General features: G+C 73.9%; 2 protein-coding genes. Both read right to left on the bottom strand.

The genetic code is table 11. From position 1 onward, the window contains the following. Positions 1 to 11: 11 nt before the first annotated feature. Positions 12 to 10,901, bottom strand: a complete 10,890-nt coding sequence (locus tag ACZ3ZD_RS34970; protein WP_467406748.1) for a type I polyketide synthase — start codon at positions 10,899 to 10,901, stop codon at positions 12 to 14. Positions 10,902 to 11,025: 124 nt separating this feature from the next. Next, the coding region (locus ACZ3ZD_RS34965) for an SDR family NAD(P)-dependent oxidoreductase (RefSeq protein ID WP_467406745.1) at positions 11,026 to 17,337 on the bottom strand (6,312 nt) is incomplete at its 5' end.

The following is a 17,337-nucleotide window of genomic DNA, read 5'->3' as shown; positions in this document are numbered from 1 at the left end:
CGTGTGCCGCGTCAGCCTTCGAGGGATTCGCTGTCGCCGAGCGCGAGGTGTATGAGGTCGTCGACGTCCAGGTCGGCCAGTGCTCCCGGGGTGATGTCCGGTGCGCCGGGCGCGGGCGTGCCGGGTTCCAGGGCGGCCAGTTCGACCAGCGCGTCCAGCAGGCCGGCCTCCCGGAACCGCTCCAGCGGAAGGCTGATCAGCGCGTGCCGCAGCCGTTCCTCGTCGGCCTCCGCCGCCGGTCGCCGCCCCGCCGCGCCCTGCGGTGCGAGTTCGCCGTGCAGGTGGCGGGCCAGGGCGAGCGGTGTGGGGTGGTCGAAGACCACGGTGGCGGAGAGGTTGACGCCGGTCGCGGCGCGCAGCCGGTTGCGCAGTTCCACGGAGGTGAGGGAGTCGAACCCGGCGTCCTTGAAGGCGGTTTCGGCACCGACGCCGTCCGCCCCGGTGTGACCGAGCACGCCGGCCACATGGCCGCGGACGAGGTCCAGCAGCAGGGCCTCCTGCCGGTCGCGGTCGAGGCCGGCCAGTCGGCGCAGCAGACCGTCCCCGCCGTCGCCCGCGGCGGCCCGCGCCGACTGCCGCCCGGGCCGTACGAGTTGGCGGAGCAGCGGCGGCACGCCGGGGCCCGTGGCCGCCTCGGCGCGTACGGCCCCGAGGTCCAGCTTGACCGGGACGAGCAGGGAATCGTCGCCTGCCAGGGCCGCGTCGAAGAGGGCCAGGCCCTCCCGCGGGGGGAGCGGCAGGATGCCACCGCGCCGGTTGCCGCGGGTGCGGGCCGCCGCTTCCGCGCCGGCGGTCATCCCGGTGGTCTGTTCCCAGGGGCCCCAGGCCAGGGACAGCGCGGGCAGGCCGGCCGCCCGGCGCCGGGCCGTCGCGGCGTCCAACCAGGCGTTGGCGGCGGCGTAGTTGCCCTGCCCGGCGGAGCCGAACAGTCCGGCGGCGGAGGAGAACACCGCGAACGTGGCCAGGTCCCGCGTCCGCGTCAGCTCGTCCAGGTGTTGCACGGCCGCCACCTTCGGCGCGAAGACGTGGGCCAGCCGCTCACGGTCGAGCGTGCCGATCACCCCGTCGTCCAGGACGCCCGCGGTGTGCAGGACGGCGGTGAGCGGGTGTTCGTCGGGTACGGAGTCCAGCAGGGCGGCGAGCGCCTCCCGGTCGGCGAGGTCGCAGGCGGCCACCCGTACGGTCGTCGCGCCGAGCGCGGTCAGTTCCGCGACCAGGTCCCGCGCGCCCCCGGCGGCCGGGCCGCGCCGGCTCGCCAGCAGCAGGTGCCGTACGCCGTGCCGCTCGACCAGGTGCCGGGCCAGCAGGGCGCCCAGCGAGCCGGTGCCCCCGGTGACGAGAACGGTGCCGTCCGGGTCCCAGCCCGGACCCTCGCCGCCGGTGGCGGCCCGTACCAGGCGCGGCGCGCGGACGGTCGTACCGTGCAGCGCGAGCTGCGGTTCGCCGGCCGCCACCACCGTGGTGAGGAGGGCGGAGAGGGAGTCGTCGTCCTCCGGCTGCGCGTCGGTGTCGACGAGCGTGATCCGGTCGGGGTTCTCCGCCTGTGCGGTCCGGACGAGCCCCCAGACCGCCGCCCCCGCAGGGTCGGTCACGGTGTCCTCGCCTGCGGCGGGCACCGCGCCCCGGGTCACGACCACGAGCCGGGAGTCCGCGAGCCGCTCGTCGGCCAGCCATGCCTTCAGGACGTCCAGGACCCGGGCGGTGCGCTCCAGGGCGTCGTCGTCGGGCCCGTCGGCCGGTACGACCAGCAGCTCCGGCACGGTGTCACCGGCGAGGTCGGCGGCGGTGACGACCCGCGCCCAGGTCGGCGCCTGGCCCGGCGCGGGGGCCGACATCGGGCCTGACATCGGAGCCGTCATCGGGGTGCCCGGGCGGGTCGGCACGGTGACGTCGGTCCACTCGACGCGGAACAACGCGTCCGCGCCGGGCGCTCCGGCCGCGGCCTCCAACTGCTCGGCGCTGACCGCGCGGAACACCAGGGACTCGGTCGTCAGCACCGGCGCCCCGGTCTCGTCGGCGGCCTGCACCGCCACCGCGTCGGGCCCGGACGGCGCCACCCGCACCCGCAGCGCCGAGGCGCCCGTCGCGTGCAGCACCAGCCGGTTCCAGGCGAACGGCAGGACGGTACGCGGGGCGGCACCGGGAACGGTCGCGTCGACCGGGGTGACGAATCCGTTGGCGTGCAGGGCCGCGTCGAGCAGGGCCGGGTGGATGCCGAACCTGGCCGCCTCCTCCCGCTGCCCGTCCGGCAGGGCGACCTCGGCGTACACCTCGTCACCGCGCCGCCACACCGTCCGCAGCCCCTGGAACACCGGGCCGTAGGTGTAGCCCTGCTCGATGAGCCCGGAGTAGAAGGCGTCGACGTCCACCTCGACCCGCTCGGCGCCGGGCGGCGGCCACGCGGCGAAGTCGAAGGCGCCGGTCGCGGGGTCGGTGGCGTCGAGGGTGCCGGTGGTCGCGGGGGTCGTGGGGGTGAGGGTGCCGGTGGTCGCAGGGGTGAGGGTGCCGGTGGCGTGCCGGGTCCAGGCCGCTCCGCCGATCCCACCGGCAGCGTCCTCCCTGGCGGAGTACACCGCCACTGTCCGCGGCCCCTCGTCGTGCTGCCCGCCGACGGCGACCTGGACGCGTACGCCACCCTGGTCGGGCACGACCAACGGCGCCTCGATGACGAGCTCGTCCAGCACCCCGCAGCCGACCTCGTCCCCGGCCCGTACGGCCAGCTCCACGAGCCCGGTACCGGGTACGAGGACCACTCCCCCGACGGCGTGATCGGCCAGCCAGGGATGCGTCCGCAGGGACAGCCGGGACGTGCACAGCACCCCGCCGGTCTCCGGCACCTCCACCACCGCGCCCAGCAGCGGGTGGTTCGCCGTGGTCTGCCCGAGGGCGGCGGCGTCGGTGGCGGGTGCGGCCTGAAGCCAGTAGTGGCGGTGGTCGAAGGCGTACGTGGGCAGGTCCACGTGAGCTTCGGTGGCGCCCTTCGGGAGGGCGGCCGCCCAGTTCACCTTGGTGCCGCGTACGAAGAGGAGGGCTACGGCCGAGAGGAGCGTCTGAGCTTCGGACCGGTCGTCGCGCAGGGCGGCCACGCAGGCCGCGTCCACCGTTTCCGTGATGGCACCGGTCAGCGCGCCACCGGGACCCACTTCCAGGAACACCGAGCCCTCGGACGCGGCGATCCCCTCGGCGAACCGGACCGGGCGACGGACGTGGTCCACCCAGTAGGACGGGTCCGTCAACTGGCCGGGGGCAGCCGGCCTTCCGGTGACGTTCGATATGACGGGGATGACGGGCTCCTGCCACGTCAGACCATCCAGGGCTGCGGCGAACTCCGCCAGCATCGGCTCCATCAGCGCCGAGTGGAAGGCATGAGACACCGTCAGCCGCTTGACCCGGCGGCCCTCCTCGCGCAGCCTCTCCGCTACGGCGAGTACCGCCGTCTCGTCGCCGGACAGGACGACCGAGCCCGGTGCGTTCACCGCCGCCAAGTCCACGCCACTACCGAGATGTTCGGTGATCTCCGCCTCGGTCGCGGCTACGGCGACCATCGCGCCGCCCGCCGGCAGGGCCTGCATCAGCCGTCCCCGTGCGGCCACCAGGGCCGCCGCGTCCTCCAAGGACAGCACCCCGGCCACGTGCGCGGCGACCACCTCACCGATCGAGTGCCCGGCCACCACGTCCGGCCGTACACCCCAGGACTCCACCAGCCGGAACAACGCCGACTCCACCGCGAACAGGCCGGCCTGCGTAAACACCGTCTGATCCAGCAAGCCCGCGTTGCCGAAGATCACATCCTTGACAGGGATCTCCGCCCCGAGGTGCCCGTCCAGCGCGGCGCATGCCTCATCGAGTGCCCGCGCGAACACCGGATACCGGTCGTACAACTCCCGACCCATACCGACCCGCTGGGACCCCTGCCCCGGAAACACGAACACCGTCTTCCCGCCGGTGTCCGCACCCGTGACCACCACCGGCGACGACTCACCCGCAGCCAACGCCTCCAGCCCGGCCACCGCCTCCTCACGGGACCCGGCGACGACCACCGCACGCTCGGGCAGCAGCGCCCGCTGCGAGACCAGTGCCCCCGCCACGGCGGCCGGTGGGGCATCGCTCTCTCCCAGGAACGCGGCCAACCGCCCCGCCTGCCCGGCCAGCGCCCCCGCACTGCGCGCCGACACGACCACCGGCACCACACCACCGTCCGGAACCACAGCCTCGGCAGCGGGCTCCTCCGGCGCCTGCTGCAGAATCACGTGGGCGTTGGTGCCACTGACGCCGAACCCGGAGACGCCCACGCGGCGCGGCCGGTTGAGGTCCGGCCAGTCGCGGGACTCCGTCAGGAGTTCGACCGCTCCGTCAGCCCAGTCGACCTGGGATGTCGGGGAGTCGACGTGCAGGGTGGCCGGGAGGACGCCGTGCCGCATGGCCTGCACCATCTTGATGACGCCGGCGACGCCCGCGGCCATCTGGGTGTGTCCGATGTTGGACTTCAACGACCCCAGCCACAGCGGTCGTTCGCGGTCCTGGCCGTAGGTGGCGAGAAGGGCCTGGGCCTCGATCGGGTCACCGAGGACCGTGCCCGTTCCGTGCCCCTCCACCGCGTCGACGTCCGCCGGAGTCAGGCCGGCGTTCGCGAGAGCCTTGCGGATCACGCGCTGCTGCGAAGGCCCGTTGGGGGCGGTGAGACCGTTGGACGCGCCGTCCTGGTTGACCGCGCTGCCCCGGACCACCGCCAACACCCGGTGCCCCTTGCGCCGGGCCTCCGACAGCCGTTCCAGTACGACCACTCCCGCGCCCTCGGCCCAGCCCGTGCCGTCGGCCGCGTCCGCGTAGGACTTGCACCGGCCGTCCGACGCCAGACCCCGCTGCCGCGAGAACTCCACGAACGTGCCCGGAGTCGCCATGACGGTGGCGCCGCCGGCCAGGGCCATCGAGCATTCGCCGCCCCGCAGCGCCTGCGCGGCGAGGTGGATGGCGACCAGGGAGGAGGAGCAGGCGGTGTCCACGGTCACCGCCGGGCCCTCGAAGCCGAAGACGTAGGCGACGCGCCCGGAGGCGACGCTGCCCATGCCTCCGGTGCCGGTGAAGCCCTCCAGCTCGGGCGGTACCGGGCCCGAGGTGCCGTAGCCCTGGCCCATGAGGCCGGAGAAGACGCCGACGTCCGCGCCCTTCAGCGACAGCGGGTCGATACCGGCCCGCTCCAGTGCCTCCCAGGACGTCTCCAGCAGCAGCCGCTGCTGCGGGTCCATCGCCAGCGCCTCGCGCGGCGAGATCCCGAAGAAGCCGGCGTCGAACAGGGCGGCGTCGTAGAGGAAACCGCCCTGGCTCACGTACGAGGTGCCGGCCTGGTCCGGGTCGTCGCTGAAGAAGCTGCTCAGGTCCCAGCCGCGGTCGTCGGGGAAGCCGGACATCGCGTCCCGGCCCTCCGACACCAACTGCCACAACTCGTCGGGGCTGTTGACGCCGCCGGGCAGGCGGCAGGCCATGCCGACGATCGCGATCGGCTCGTCCGGGTCGGCGAGGGTGACCGCCGGAACGGGGGCGAGAGCGTTCGCGGCCGTCGTCTCGCCGAGTTCGCCGTGCAGGTGGCGGGCGAGGGAGAGGGGGTTCGGGTGGTCGAAGACGACGGTGGCGGCCAGTTTGAGGCCGGTGGCCGCGCGCAGGCGGTTGCGCAGTTCGACCGAGGTGAGTGAGTCGAACCCGGAGTCGCGGAAGGCGGTCTCCGGTTTGATGCCGTCGGGGCCGGCGTGTCCGAGCACGGTCGCCGCGTGCGTCCGTACCAGGTCCAGCAGCAGCGCCTCCTGCTCCGCCGCGCTCAGCCCGGCCAGCCGGTCCGCCAGGCCGCCGCCGCTGTCGCCGGCCGCGGCCCGTACGGTCTGCCTGCCGGTGCGCACCAGGCCGCGCAGCAGGGTGGGGACGGCCCGGCCGGCGCCGGCGTCGCTGCGCAGCTGCCGCAGGTCCAGCTTGGCCGGGACGAGCAGGGCCTCGCCGGTGCGCAGGGCCGCGTCGAAGAGGCCCATGCCCTCGTCGGGGGACATCGGCAGGACGCCGCCGCGCCGGTTCATCCGGCTGCGGGTCAGGTCGTCCATGCCGGCCGCCATACCGCCGGTGGCCTGGTCCCACAGGCCCCAGGCGAGCGAGGTGGCGGGCAGGCCCGCGGCCCGGCGCTGCTGGGCCACGGCGTCCAGGAAGGCGTTGGCCGCCGCGTAACTGCCGGTGCCCGCACCGAGGAAGACGGAGGACACGGACGAGAAGACGACGAACGCGGCCAGCTCCGGGACGAGTTCACGGGTGAGTTCGTCCAGGTGCCGTACGGCCATCACCTTCGGCGCGAACACCCGCGCCACCTGCTCGGGCCGGATCGTCCCGATCACTCCGGCGTCGGCGATGCCCGCGGTGTGCACGACCCCGGTCAGCGGACGGCCGTCCCGGCGCGCCTCGGCCAGCAGGGCGGCGACCGCGTCGCGGTCCGTGACATCGCAGGATGCCACCGTGACCTCGGTGGCGCCCAGGCTCGTGAGATCGGCTACCAACTCCGCGGCGCCCTCGGCGGCTTGGCCGCGTCGGCTGGCCAGCACGAGGTGGCGGACACCGTGCCGGGCGACCAGGTGCCGGGCCAGCAGTCCGCCGAGCGAGCCGGTACCGCCGGTGATGAGGACCGTACCCTCCGGGTCCAGCGCCACGGGTTCCGGCGCCGCTTGGTCACGGCCCGCCGTGGTGGCACGGGCGAGGCGAGGGATGGACAAGGTCTCACCGCGTAGGGCGAGTTCGGGCTCGGGGTCGACGGCCACGCGGGCCAGGACGTCGGGGATGCCCTCGAAAAGTTCGACCGAGGGACCGGGAGCGGGGTCGAGGTCGAGGAGCGTGATCCGGTCGGGGTTCTCGGACTGCGCGGCCCGGATCAGGCCCCACACCGCGCCACCCGCCGTATCGGTCACCGCGCCGTCCGCGCCGGCCGGTACCGCGCCCCGGGTGGCCACGACCAGCCGTGTCGACTCCAGGGCCGGGGCGGCCAGCCAGGCCTGCACGGCCGCCAGCACCCGGTTCGTCAAGGCGAGCGCCGGGTCGTCCGCGTCCTGGTCGTGGTCCGCGACGGCCTCCAGCACGACAAGGGCGGGCAGGTCCGCCGCCGTGGCCGAGTCCTCCGCCAGGGCGGTGACCTCGGCGGCGGAGCGCACCCCGACCCAGGCCGGCGGCTCACCCGCCGACGCGTCGGCTCCGGGCAGCGCGGTCCACTCGACACGGAACAGCGCGTCGTCGCCGGCGGTACCCGCGGCACTCTCCAACTGCTCCGTGGACAGCGGCCGCAGCTCCGCCGACTCCGCCCGCAGCACCAGCCCGCCGGCCAGGTCGACCGCCTCCAGCCCCAGGGCGTCCCGGCCCTGCGGCGTGATCCGCACCCGCAGCGCCGTGGCACCGACGGCGTGTAGCGCGAGCCCGTGCCAGGTCAGGTACTGCCACACCCGGGAGTTGCCGTCGGCCTCGGCGGAGTCGAGCAGCGCCGGGTGCAGAGCCGCGTCCAGCAGCGCCGGATGCAACCCGAACCGGCCGGCCTCCTCCCGGTCGCCCTCGGGTACGGCGACCTCGGCGAGGATCTCCTCACCGAGCCGCCAGAGCCCGCGGACGGCACGGAAGAGGGGCCCGTGCTCGTAACCGCGCCGGACCAGACCTCCGTACAGGGCCTCCACGTCGACGCGCCGGGCACCGGGCGGCGGCCAGGCACCGAAGTCGGCCAGCGGGCTCTCGCCCGGCTTGGGTGTCGCCGTCAGCACGCCGGTGGCGTGCCGCACCCACGCCTCGGCCCCGCTCACCTCGGCGGCGTCCTCGCGCGTCGAGTACACGGTGACCGTCCGGCAGCCGCTCTCGTCGGCGCCGCCGACCGCGACCTGGACACGCACCCCGCCCTGCTCCGGCAGCACGAGCGGCACGCCGACCGTGAGTTCGTCCACGGTTGCGCACCCGACCTCGTCACCGGCCCGCACCGCCAGCTCGACCAGGGCCGCGGCGGGGACGAGGACCACCCCGCCGACCGTGTGATCCGCCAGCCAGGGATGCGTGCGCAGCGACAGCCGAGCGGTGCACAGCACCCCGCCGGTCTCGGGCACTTCCACGACGGCACCGATCAACGGGTGGTCCGTGGGCGCCTGCCCGAGCGCGGTGGCGTCACTCGCGCCGTTCAACCGGAGCCAGTAGTGGCGGTGGTCGAAGGCGTACGTCGGCAGCTCCAGGCGAGCGTCACGGGCACCCTGGGGCAGTACGCCGGTCCAGTCGACGGGGACACCCCTGACGAAGACCTCCGCCATCGACGTCAACAGCCGCCGCAGGCCACCCTCTTCACGGCGCAGAGAGCCGGTGACGACGGCCTCCGTCCCCGTCTCGTCCACGATCTCGTTCACCGGCTGGACCAGGACGGGGTGGGCGCTGGACTCGACGAACACCGAGTGCCCCTCGGCAAGGAGCGCGGTGATCGCCGGGCCGAAGCGGACCTGACTGCGCAGGTTGCGGTACCAGTAACCACCGTCCAACACGCCAGCCTCACGCACCCACTCACCGGTGACCGTCGAGAAGAACGGCACCATGGGGGCCTGAGTGCGAATGTCGGCAAAGGCTTCCGATAGCGCGCCCTCGATAGCTTCGACATGGCGGGTGTGGGAGGCGTAGTCCACCGCGACCCGCCGCACCCGCACCCCGTCGCCCTCCAGCGCGGCGAGGGCCTCGTCCAGCGCTTCGGCGTCACCGGCGATCACCACGGAGGAGGGACCGTTGACGGCGGCGACCTCAACACGGCCGTCCCAGGCGGCGATACGCTCGCCAGCCTCCGTCTCGGGGAGCGCCACGGAGGCCATACCACCCCGGCCCGCCAACCGCCCGGCGATCACCTGACTGCGTACCGCGACGATCCGGGCCGCGTCCTCCAACGACAGCGCACCGGCCACACACGCGGCCGCGATCTCACCCTGCGAATGGCCGACCACCGCGTCCGGTACGACCCCGACGGACGCCCATACGGCGGCCAGGCCCACCATCACCGCGAAGCTCGCCGGCTGCACCACGTCCACCCGCTCCAGCAGATCGACGTCACCGCGAAGGACAGCCTCCAAGTCCCAGTCCACCCAAGGCGCCAGGGCCCGAGCACAATCGGCGATCCGCTCCGCGAACACCGGCGAGGAGTCCAGCAGCTCCCGGCCCATCCCCAGCCACTGCGACCCCTGCCCCGGGAACACCAGCACCGTCCGCCCAGGCGCCCCCACGGATCCGGTCACCACCGCTGGGCTGTTCTCCCTGGCGGCCAGCGCGGCCAGCCCCGCAACCGCCTCGTCCCGCGACTCCGCGACGATCACCGCCCGCTCGTTCAGGAGGGCGCGCCGGGTGACGAGGGCGTCGGCGAGGTGGGCGACTGGGGTGTCGGTGTCGCCGGTGAAGGTGGCCAGGCGTCCGGCCTGGCCGGACAGTGCCGCTTCGGAGGCCGCCGACACCACCAGCGGTACCGCGCCGGCGGTCGGGGTCACCGGTTCCGCGGCCGGCTCCTCCGGGGGTTCTTCGAGGATCAGGTGGGCGTTGGTGCCGCTGACGCCGAAGGAGGAGACGCCGGCCCGGCGGGGGCGGCCGGTTCGGGGCCACTCGTGTTCCTCGGTGAGCAGCTCGATGGCCCCGGCCGACCAGTCGACCTGGGAGGACGGGGTGTCGACGTGCAGGGTCGGGGGCAGGATGCCGTACCGCATCGCCTGCACCATCTTGATGACACCGGCGACCCCGGCGGCCGCCTGCGTGTGTCCGATGTTGGACTTCAACGAGCCGAGCCACAGGGGTCGTTCGCGGTCCTGGCCGTAGGTGGCGAGGAGGGCCTGTGCCTCGATCGGGTCGCCGAGGACCGTGCCCGTGCCGTGGCCCTCGACCACGTCCACGTCCGCCGGGGTGAGGCCCGCCTCGGCCAACGCCTTGCGGATGACCCGCTGTTGGGAGGGGCCGTTCGGGGCGGTGAGGCCGTTGGAGGCGCCGTCCTGGTTGACGGCGGAGGCGCGGACGACGGCGAGGACCCGGTGGCCGTTGCGGCGGGCGTCGGACAGGCGTTCCAGGACGACGACACCGGCGCCCTCGGCCCAGCCGGTGCCGTCGGCCGCGTCGGCGTACGACTTGCAGCGGCCGTCGGCGGCCAGCGCCCGCTGCCGCGAGAACTGCAGGAACATACCGGGTCCTGCCATGACGGTGGCGCCGCCGGCCAGGGCCATCGAGCACTCGCCGCGCCGCAGGGCCTGGGCGGCCAGGTGCATGGCGACCAGGGAGGAGGAGCAGGCGGTGTCCACGGTCACCGCCGGGCCCTCGAGCCCGAAGACGTAGGAGATGCGGCCCGAGGCGACGCTTCCGGTGGTGCCGGTGCCGGTGAAGCCCTCCAGCTCCGGCGGGACCGGTCCACCGGTCGCGTAACCCTCGTTGATGACGCCCACGAAGACACCGGTGTCCGAGCCCTTGAGTGTCACCGCGTCGATACCGGCCCGCTCCAGCGCCTCCCAGGACATTTCGAGGAGCAGCCGCTGCTGCGGGTCCATCGCCACCGCCTCGCGCGGGGAGATCCCGAACAGACCCGCGTCGAACAGGGCCGCCTCGTGCAGGAAGCCGCCCTGGTCGACGTAGGACTTGCCCGTCTTGTCGGGGTCGGCGTCGAACAGGGCCTCCAGGTCCCAGCCCCGGTCGGTCGGGAACGCCGAGACGCCGTCGCCGCGGTCGCGGACGAGCCGCCACAGGTCGTCGGGGCCGGCCACCCCGCCGGGCAGTCGGCACGCCATGCCCACGATCGCGATCGGCTCCGCCTTCTCGGCCTCAAGTTCACGGACGCGTTGCTGGGAGCGGCGCGCGTCGGCGAGAACGCGCTTGAGGTAGTCGCGAAGCTTGCTTTCATCCGCCATTGCGGGTCAGCTCCTAGTGGGGCTAAGGGCGTCAGGTGGACTGCGGGGCGGGCGTGGACGTGGGCGTGGCGTGTGGGGAGCCGCGGAGGCCGGTCGCCGGTAACCATCGCCTGTTGGCTATTGGCTATTGGCCGAATTCGGTGTCGATGAGTTCGAACAGTTCGTCGTCGGAGGCGGAATCGAAGTCCAGGTCCTCCTCGGCGTCCGGTTCGGAAACGTTCGTGGTGGACCAGGCGGTCAGCAGGCCCTGGAGCCGGGTGGCGACCTGGCTGCGGGTGGTGTCGTCGGCCTGGGTGTCGGCCAACAGCGCCTCCAGCTTGCTGAGTTCGGCGAGCAGGGGATTCGTGGTCGGAGCGGCCTGGTCGCCGGGGGCCAGCCGGTCGTGCAGGTAGCGGGCGAGGGCGAGCGGGGTCGGGTAGTCGAAGACGGCGGTGGCGGGCAGGTTGAGGCCGGTGGCCTCGCGCAGCCGGTTGCGCAGTTCGACGGAGGTGAGGGAGTCGAACCCGGCGTCCTTGAAGGCCGTCTCGGCCCTGACCTGGTCGGCCCCGGTGTGGCCGAGAACGGTTGCCACGCGGCCCTGCACCAGCTCCAGCAGCAGCGTCTGCTGCTCGGCCGGGGACAGTGCGGCCAGCTTGCGGGCGAGTCCGCCGGAGTCTCCGGCGCCGGCCCTGGCCGCCTTCCGTCCGGTGCGTACCAGTCCCCTGAGCAGGGGCGCGACACCGGCACCCAGTGCGGCGTCGGCGCGCAACGCCCGCAGGTCCAGTTTCACGGGCAGCACCAGCGCCTCGTCGGCCGACAGTGCCGCGTCGAGCAGCTCCATTCCCTCCGCGGGCGTGAGCGGTACGACACCGCCACGCCGGCCGGTCCGGTTGCGTACGGTCTCACCGGTGGCCGTGTCCGGTGCGGCTCCGGTCCAGTTGCGTACGGCGTCACCGGTGGCCGTGTCCGGTCCGCTCGTCGGCTCCCACGGGCCCCAGGCGAGCGAGACCGCGGGCAGACCGGCCGCCCGGCGCCGGTGGGCGACCGCGTCGAGGCAGGCGTTGGCCGCCGCGTAGCCACCGGTGCCCGCGCCCAGGAAGACGGACGACGCGGAGGACAGCAGGACGAACGCGGCCAGATCGGGGGCGAGTTCCCGGGTCAGCTCGTCCAGGTGCCGGACGGCCGTCACCTTCGGGGCGAAGACCCGCGCGAGCCGGTCCCGGTCCATCTCGCCGATCACCCCGGCGTCGAAGACGCGCGCCGCGTGCACGACGGCCGTCAGCGGGTGCGCCTGGGGTACGGCGGCGAGAAGCGCGGCGAGCGCCTCGCGATCGGTGACGTCGCACGCCACCACCGATACGTCGGCGCCCCGCTCCTCGAGTTCGGCGACGAGCCGGTCCGCGCCCTCGGCCGCCTTCCCGCGACGGCCGGCCAGCACGAGGTGCCGTACGCCGTGCCGCTGGACCAGGTGCCGGGCGACCTCGGCGCCCAGCGTCCCGGTGCCACCGGTGATCAGGACCGTGCCCTCCGGGTCCAGCCCTGGCGCCTCGGAGCCACCGGCCGGGGCCAGGCGCGCCAGCCGCGGCACGTAGAGCGCCTTACCCCGCACGGCCACCTGCGGCTCGCCGCTCGCCAGGACGGGACCGAGGTCGGCCTCGCCCGTCCCGGTGTCGACGAGGACGATCCGGTCGGGGTGCTCCGCCTGCGCGGCACGCACCAGGCCCCAGACGGCCGCACCGGCCGGGTCGGTGACCTCCGCGTCACCGCCGGCGGGCACGGCACCCCGGGTGACCACGACCAGCCGGCCGTCCTCGGTCCCCTCGTCGGCCAGCCACGCCTGTACGGCCTCCAGCACCCGGCTCGCCAACGCCAGGGGCGTGTCGTCAGCACCCGCTCCCCGGGTCTCCACGACCGTGGCCTCCGGCACCTCCCCGGTGCCGGTGGCCGACGGCAGCTCGCTCCACTCCACCCGGAACAGCCCGTCGTCCGCGCCGGCACCGGCCGCCGTCGACAACTGGTCGGCCGAGAGCGGCCGTAGCGTGACGGCTTCCGCCGTGACGACCGTGCCGCCGGCCTCGTCGGCGGCCTCGACCGCCAGGGTGCCGGCCGCGGACCGCGCCAGGCGCACCCGCAGTGCGGTGGCGCCCTCCGCGTGCAGCGCCAGCCGGCCCCACTCCAGCGGTTGCCTGAGCCGACCGTCATCGGCCGCCGAGGCATCCAGCAGCGCCGGGCGCAGAGCGGCTTCCAGCAGGGCGGGGTGGATGCCGAACCGTGCCGCCGCGTCCCGCTGCCCGTCCGGCAGCGCGACCTCGGCGAACAGTTCCTCGCCGCGCCGCCACACCGCCCGCAGGCCCTGGAACACCGGCCCGTACTCGTAGCCGTACCGGAGCAGCCGCTCCTCGACACCGGCCAGGTTCTCCGGCCGCGCCCCGGGCGGTGGCCAGGCGGCGAAGTCGAACGCGCCGCCCGTCGGCACCGTATCGGTGAGGCTTCCGGTGGCGTTCCGGGTCCACGCCTCGGCGCCGATCTCGCCGACGGCATCCTCCCGCGCGGAGTGAACGACCACCGCCCGGCGGCCCCCCGTGCCCGCGGCCTCGACCGTGACCTGCACCCGCACTCCGCCCTGCTCCGGCACCACCAGCGGCGCCTCGATCACCAACTCCTCCACTCCCCCGCAGCCGACCTCGTCCCCTGCCCGTACGGCCAGCTCCACCAGCCCGGCGCCGGGTACGAGGACCACTCCCCCGACGGCGTGATCGGCCAGCCAGGGATGCGTGCGCAGGGACAGCCGGGAGGTGAACACCACCCCGTCCGACTGCGGCAACGACACCACCGCTCCCAGCAGCGGGTGGTTCCCCGTGGTCTGCCCGAGGGCGGCGGCGTCGGTGGCGGGTGCGGCCTGAAGCCAGTAGTGGCGGTGGTCGAAGGCGTACGTGGGCAGGTCCACGTGAGCTTCGGTGGCGCCCTTCGGGAGGGAGGCCGCCCAGTTCACCTTGGTGCCGCGTACGAAGAGGTGGGCTACGGCCGAGAGGAGCGTCCGGGCTTCGGGCCGGTCGTCGCGCAGGGCGGGCACGCAGGCCGCGTCCAGCATTTCCGTGATGGCACCGGCCAGGGCGCCGCCGGGGCCGAGTTCCAGGAACACCGCCCCGCCGGACGCGGCGATCCCCTCGGCGAACCGGACCGGGCGGCGGACGTGGTCCACCCAGTAGGACGGGTCCGTCAACTGGCCGGGCTCCGCGAGCCGGCCGGACACGTTCGACACCACCGGGATCGACGGTTCGTTCCAGGTCAGACCGTCCAGCGCCTCGGCGAAGTCCGCGAGCATCGGCTCCATCAGCGCCGAGTGGAAAGCGTGGGAGACGGTGAGTCGCTTGACGCGGCGGTCCTGCTCGCGCAGCTTCTCCGCCAGGGTGAGGACGGCCGTTTCGTCGCCGGACAAGACGATCGAGCCCGGTGCGTTCACCGCCGCCAAGTCCACGCCAGCGCCAAGGTGTTCGGTGATCTCCGCCTCGGTCGCGGCTACGGCGACCATCGCGCCGCCCGCCGGCAGGGCCTGCATCAGCCGTCCCCGGGCCGCGACCAGTGCCGCCGCGTCCTCCAAGGACAGGACCCCGGCCACATGAGCCGCGACCACCTCGCCGATCGAGTGCCCGGCCACCACGTCCGGTCGTACACCCCAGGACTCCACCAGCCGGAACAACGCCGACTCCACCGCGAACAACCCGGCCTGCGTGAACACCGTCTGATCCAGCAAGCCCGCGTTGCCGAAGATCACATCCTTGACAGGGATCTCCGCACCGAGGTGGCCGTCCAAGGCGGCGCATGCGTCATCGAGGGCCTGTGCGAACACCGGATACCGGTCGTACAACTCCCGACCCATACCGACCCGTTGCGAGCCCTGCCCCGGGAAGACGAACACCGTCTTCCCGTCGGCGTCCGCACCCGTGACCACCACCGGCGACGACTCACCCGCAGCCAACGCCTCCAACGCGGCCACCGCCTCCTCACGGGACCCGGCGACGACCACCGCACGCTCCGACAACACCGCCCGCCGGGACACCAGCGCTCCCGCGACGGCCGCCAACGAAGCATCCGTGTCGGTGACGAACTCCGCCAACCGCCCCGCCTGCCCGGCCAGCGCCCCCGCACTGCGCGCCGACACGACCACCGGCATCACACCACCGTCCGGAACCACAGCCTCGGCAGCAGGCTCCTCCGGTGCCTGCTCCAGGATCAGGTGGGCGTTGGTGCCGCTCAGCCCGAAGGAGGAGACACCGACCCGGCGGGGGCGTCCGGTCTCGGGCCAGTCGCGTGCTTCGGTGAGCAGTTCGACCGCTCCGGAGGTCCAGTCGACCTGGGAGGACGGCGCGTCCACGTGCAGTGTGGGCGGCAGGATGCCGTGCCGCATGGCTTCCACCATCTTGATGACGCCGGCCACGCCGGAGGCGGCCTGGGTGTGGCCGATGTTGGATTTCAACGAGCCCAGCCACAGCGGTCGTTCGCGGTCCTGGCCGTAGGTGGCGAGAAGGGCCTGGGCCTCGATCGGGTCACCGAGGACCGTGCCCGTTCCGTGCCCCTCCACCGCGTCGACGTCCGCCGGAGTCAGCCCCGCGTTCGCGAGAGCCTTGCGGATCACGCGCTGCTGCGAAGGCCCGTTGGGGGCGGTGAGGCCGTTGGAGGCGCCGTCCTGGTTCACCGCGCTGCCCCGGACGACCGCCAGCACCCGGTGCCCCTTGCGCCGGGCCTCCGACAGTCGCTCCAGTACGACGACTCCCGCGCCCTCGGCCCAGCCCGTGCCGTCGGCCGCGTCCGCGTAGGACTTGCACCGGCCGTCCGATGCCAGACCCCGCTGCCGCGAGAACTGGACGAAGGCGCCGGGGCTGGACATGACGGCCGCGCCGCTGGCCAGTGCGAGGGCGCACTCGCCGCCGCGCAGGGCCTGCGCGGCGAGGTGCATGGCGACCAGGGAGGAGGAGCAGGCGGTGTCCACGGTCACCGCCGGGCCCTCGAAGCCGAAGACGTACGACACCCGGCCCGAGGCCACGCTGCTGCCGGCGCCGGTGGTGACGAATCCCTCCAGTTCCGCGGGGACTTCGCCGCCGGAGCCGTAGCCCTGGCCCATGAGGCCGGAGAAGACGCCGACGTCGGTGCCCTTCAGGGAGAGCGGGTCGATGCCGGCCCGTTCCAGCGCCTCCCAGGACGTCTCCAGCAGCAGCCGCTGCTGCGGGTCCATCGCCAGCGCCTCGCGCGGCGAGATGCCCCAGAAGCCCGCGTCGAACAGGGCCGCCTCGTGCAGGAAGCCGCCCTGGTCGACGTAGGAGGTGCCGGCCTTGTCGGGGTCGGAGTCGAACAGGCCCTCCAGGTCCCAGCCGCGGTCGTCGGGGAAGCCGGACATCGCGTCCCGGCCTTCGACCACCAACCGCCAGAGTCCGTCGGGGCTGCTGACGCCTCCCGGCAGGCGGCAGGCCATGCCGACGATCGCGATCGGCTCGTCCGGGTCGGCGAGGGTGACCGCCGGGGTGGGGGCGTGGGCGATCGCGGCTGTCGTCTGCCCCAGTTCGCCGAGCAGGTGGCGGGCTAGGGCGAGCGGGGTCGGGTGGTCGAAGACGACGGTGGCGGGCAGCTTGAGGCCGGTGGCGTCACGCAGCCGGTTGCGCAGTTCGACCGACGTGAGCGAGTCGAACCCGGAGTCGCGGAACGCTGTCTCCTGCTTGATCCCGTCGGGGCCGGCGTGTCCGAGCACGGTCGCCGCGTGCGTGCGCACCAGGTCCAGCAGCAGCGCCTCCTGCTCCGCCGTCTCCAACACGACCAGACGGCGGTCGAGTTCGTTGGTGCCGTCGGTGGCGGTGGCCGCGCGTGCCACCTGCCGGGGGATCTTGACCAGGCCGCGCAGCAGGGGCGGTACGCCCCGGCCGGCAACGGCATCGGCACGCATGGATCGCAGATCCAGCTTGATCGGGACGAGCAGGGGGTCACCGGCGCGCAGGGCCGCGTCGAACAGGTCCAGGCCCTCGTCGGAGGCGATGGTCTGGCTGCGGCTCCGGCTCACCCGGGCCTGGTCGGCGGTGTCGAGGTGGGCGGTCATGCCGGTGGCCTGCTCCCACAGACCCCACGCCAACGACACACCCGCCAAACCGTCGGCCCGGCGCCGCTGCACCACCGCGTCCACATACGCGTTCGCCGCCGCATAGTTACCCTGCCCCGCCGAACCGAACACCCCCGCAGCCGACGAGAACACCACGAACGCACCCAGACCAGGCACCAACTCACGCGTCAACTCATCCAGATGCGTCACCGCACCCACCTTCGGCGCGAACACCCCCGCCAACCGCTCCCGCGACAACGCACCGATCACACCGTCATCCAGCACACCCGCCGTATGCACCACACCCGACAACGGCCGCTCCCCCACCACCGAACCCAACAGCCCCGCCACAGCCGCACGATCCGACACATC

The organism is Streptomyces sp. NPDC023481 (genome assembly GCF_055560195.1).
Note: the sequence above shows the minus strand (reverse complement) of the source record. Positions and strands in the feature narration are given on the sequence as shown.

Excerpts from the sequence above, each read along its gene's own strand:
- ACZ3ZD_RS34970 (WP_467406748.1), bottom strand. The coding sequence starts at position 10,901 with ATGGCGGATGAAAGCAAGCTTCGCGACTACCTCAAGCGCGTTCTCGCC.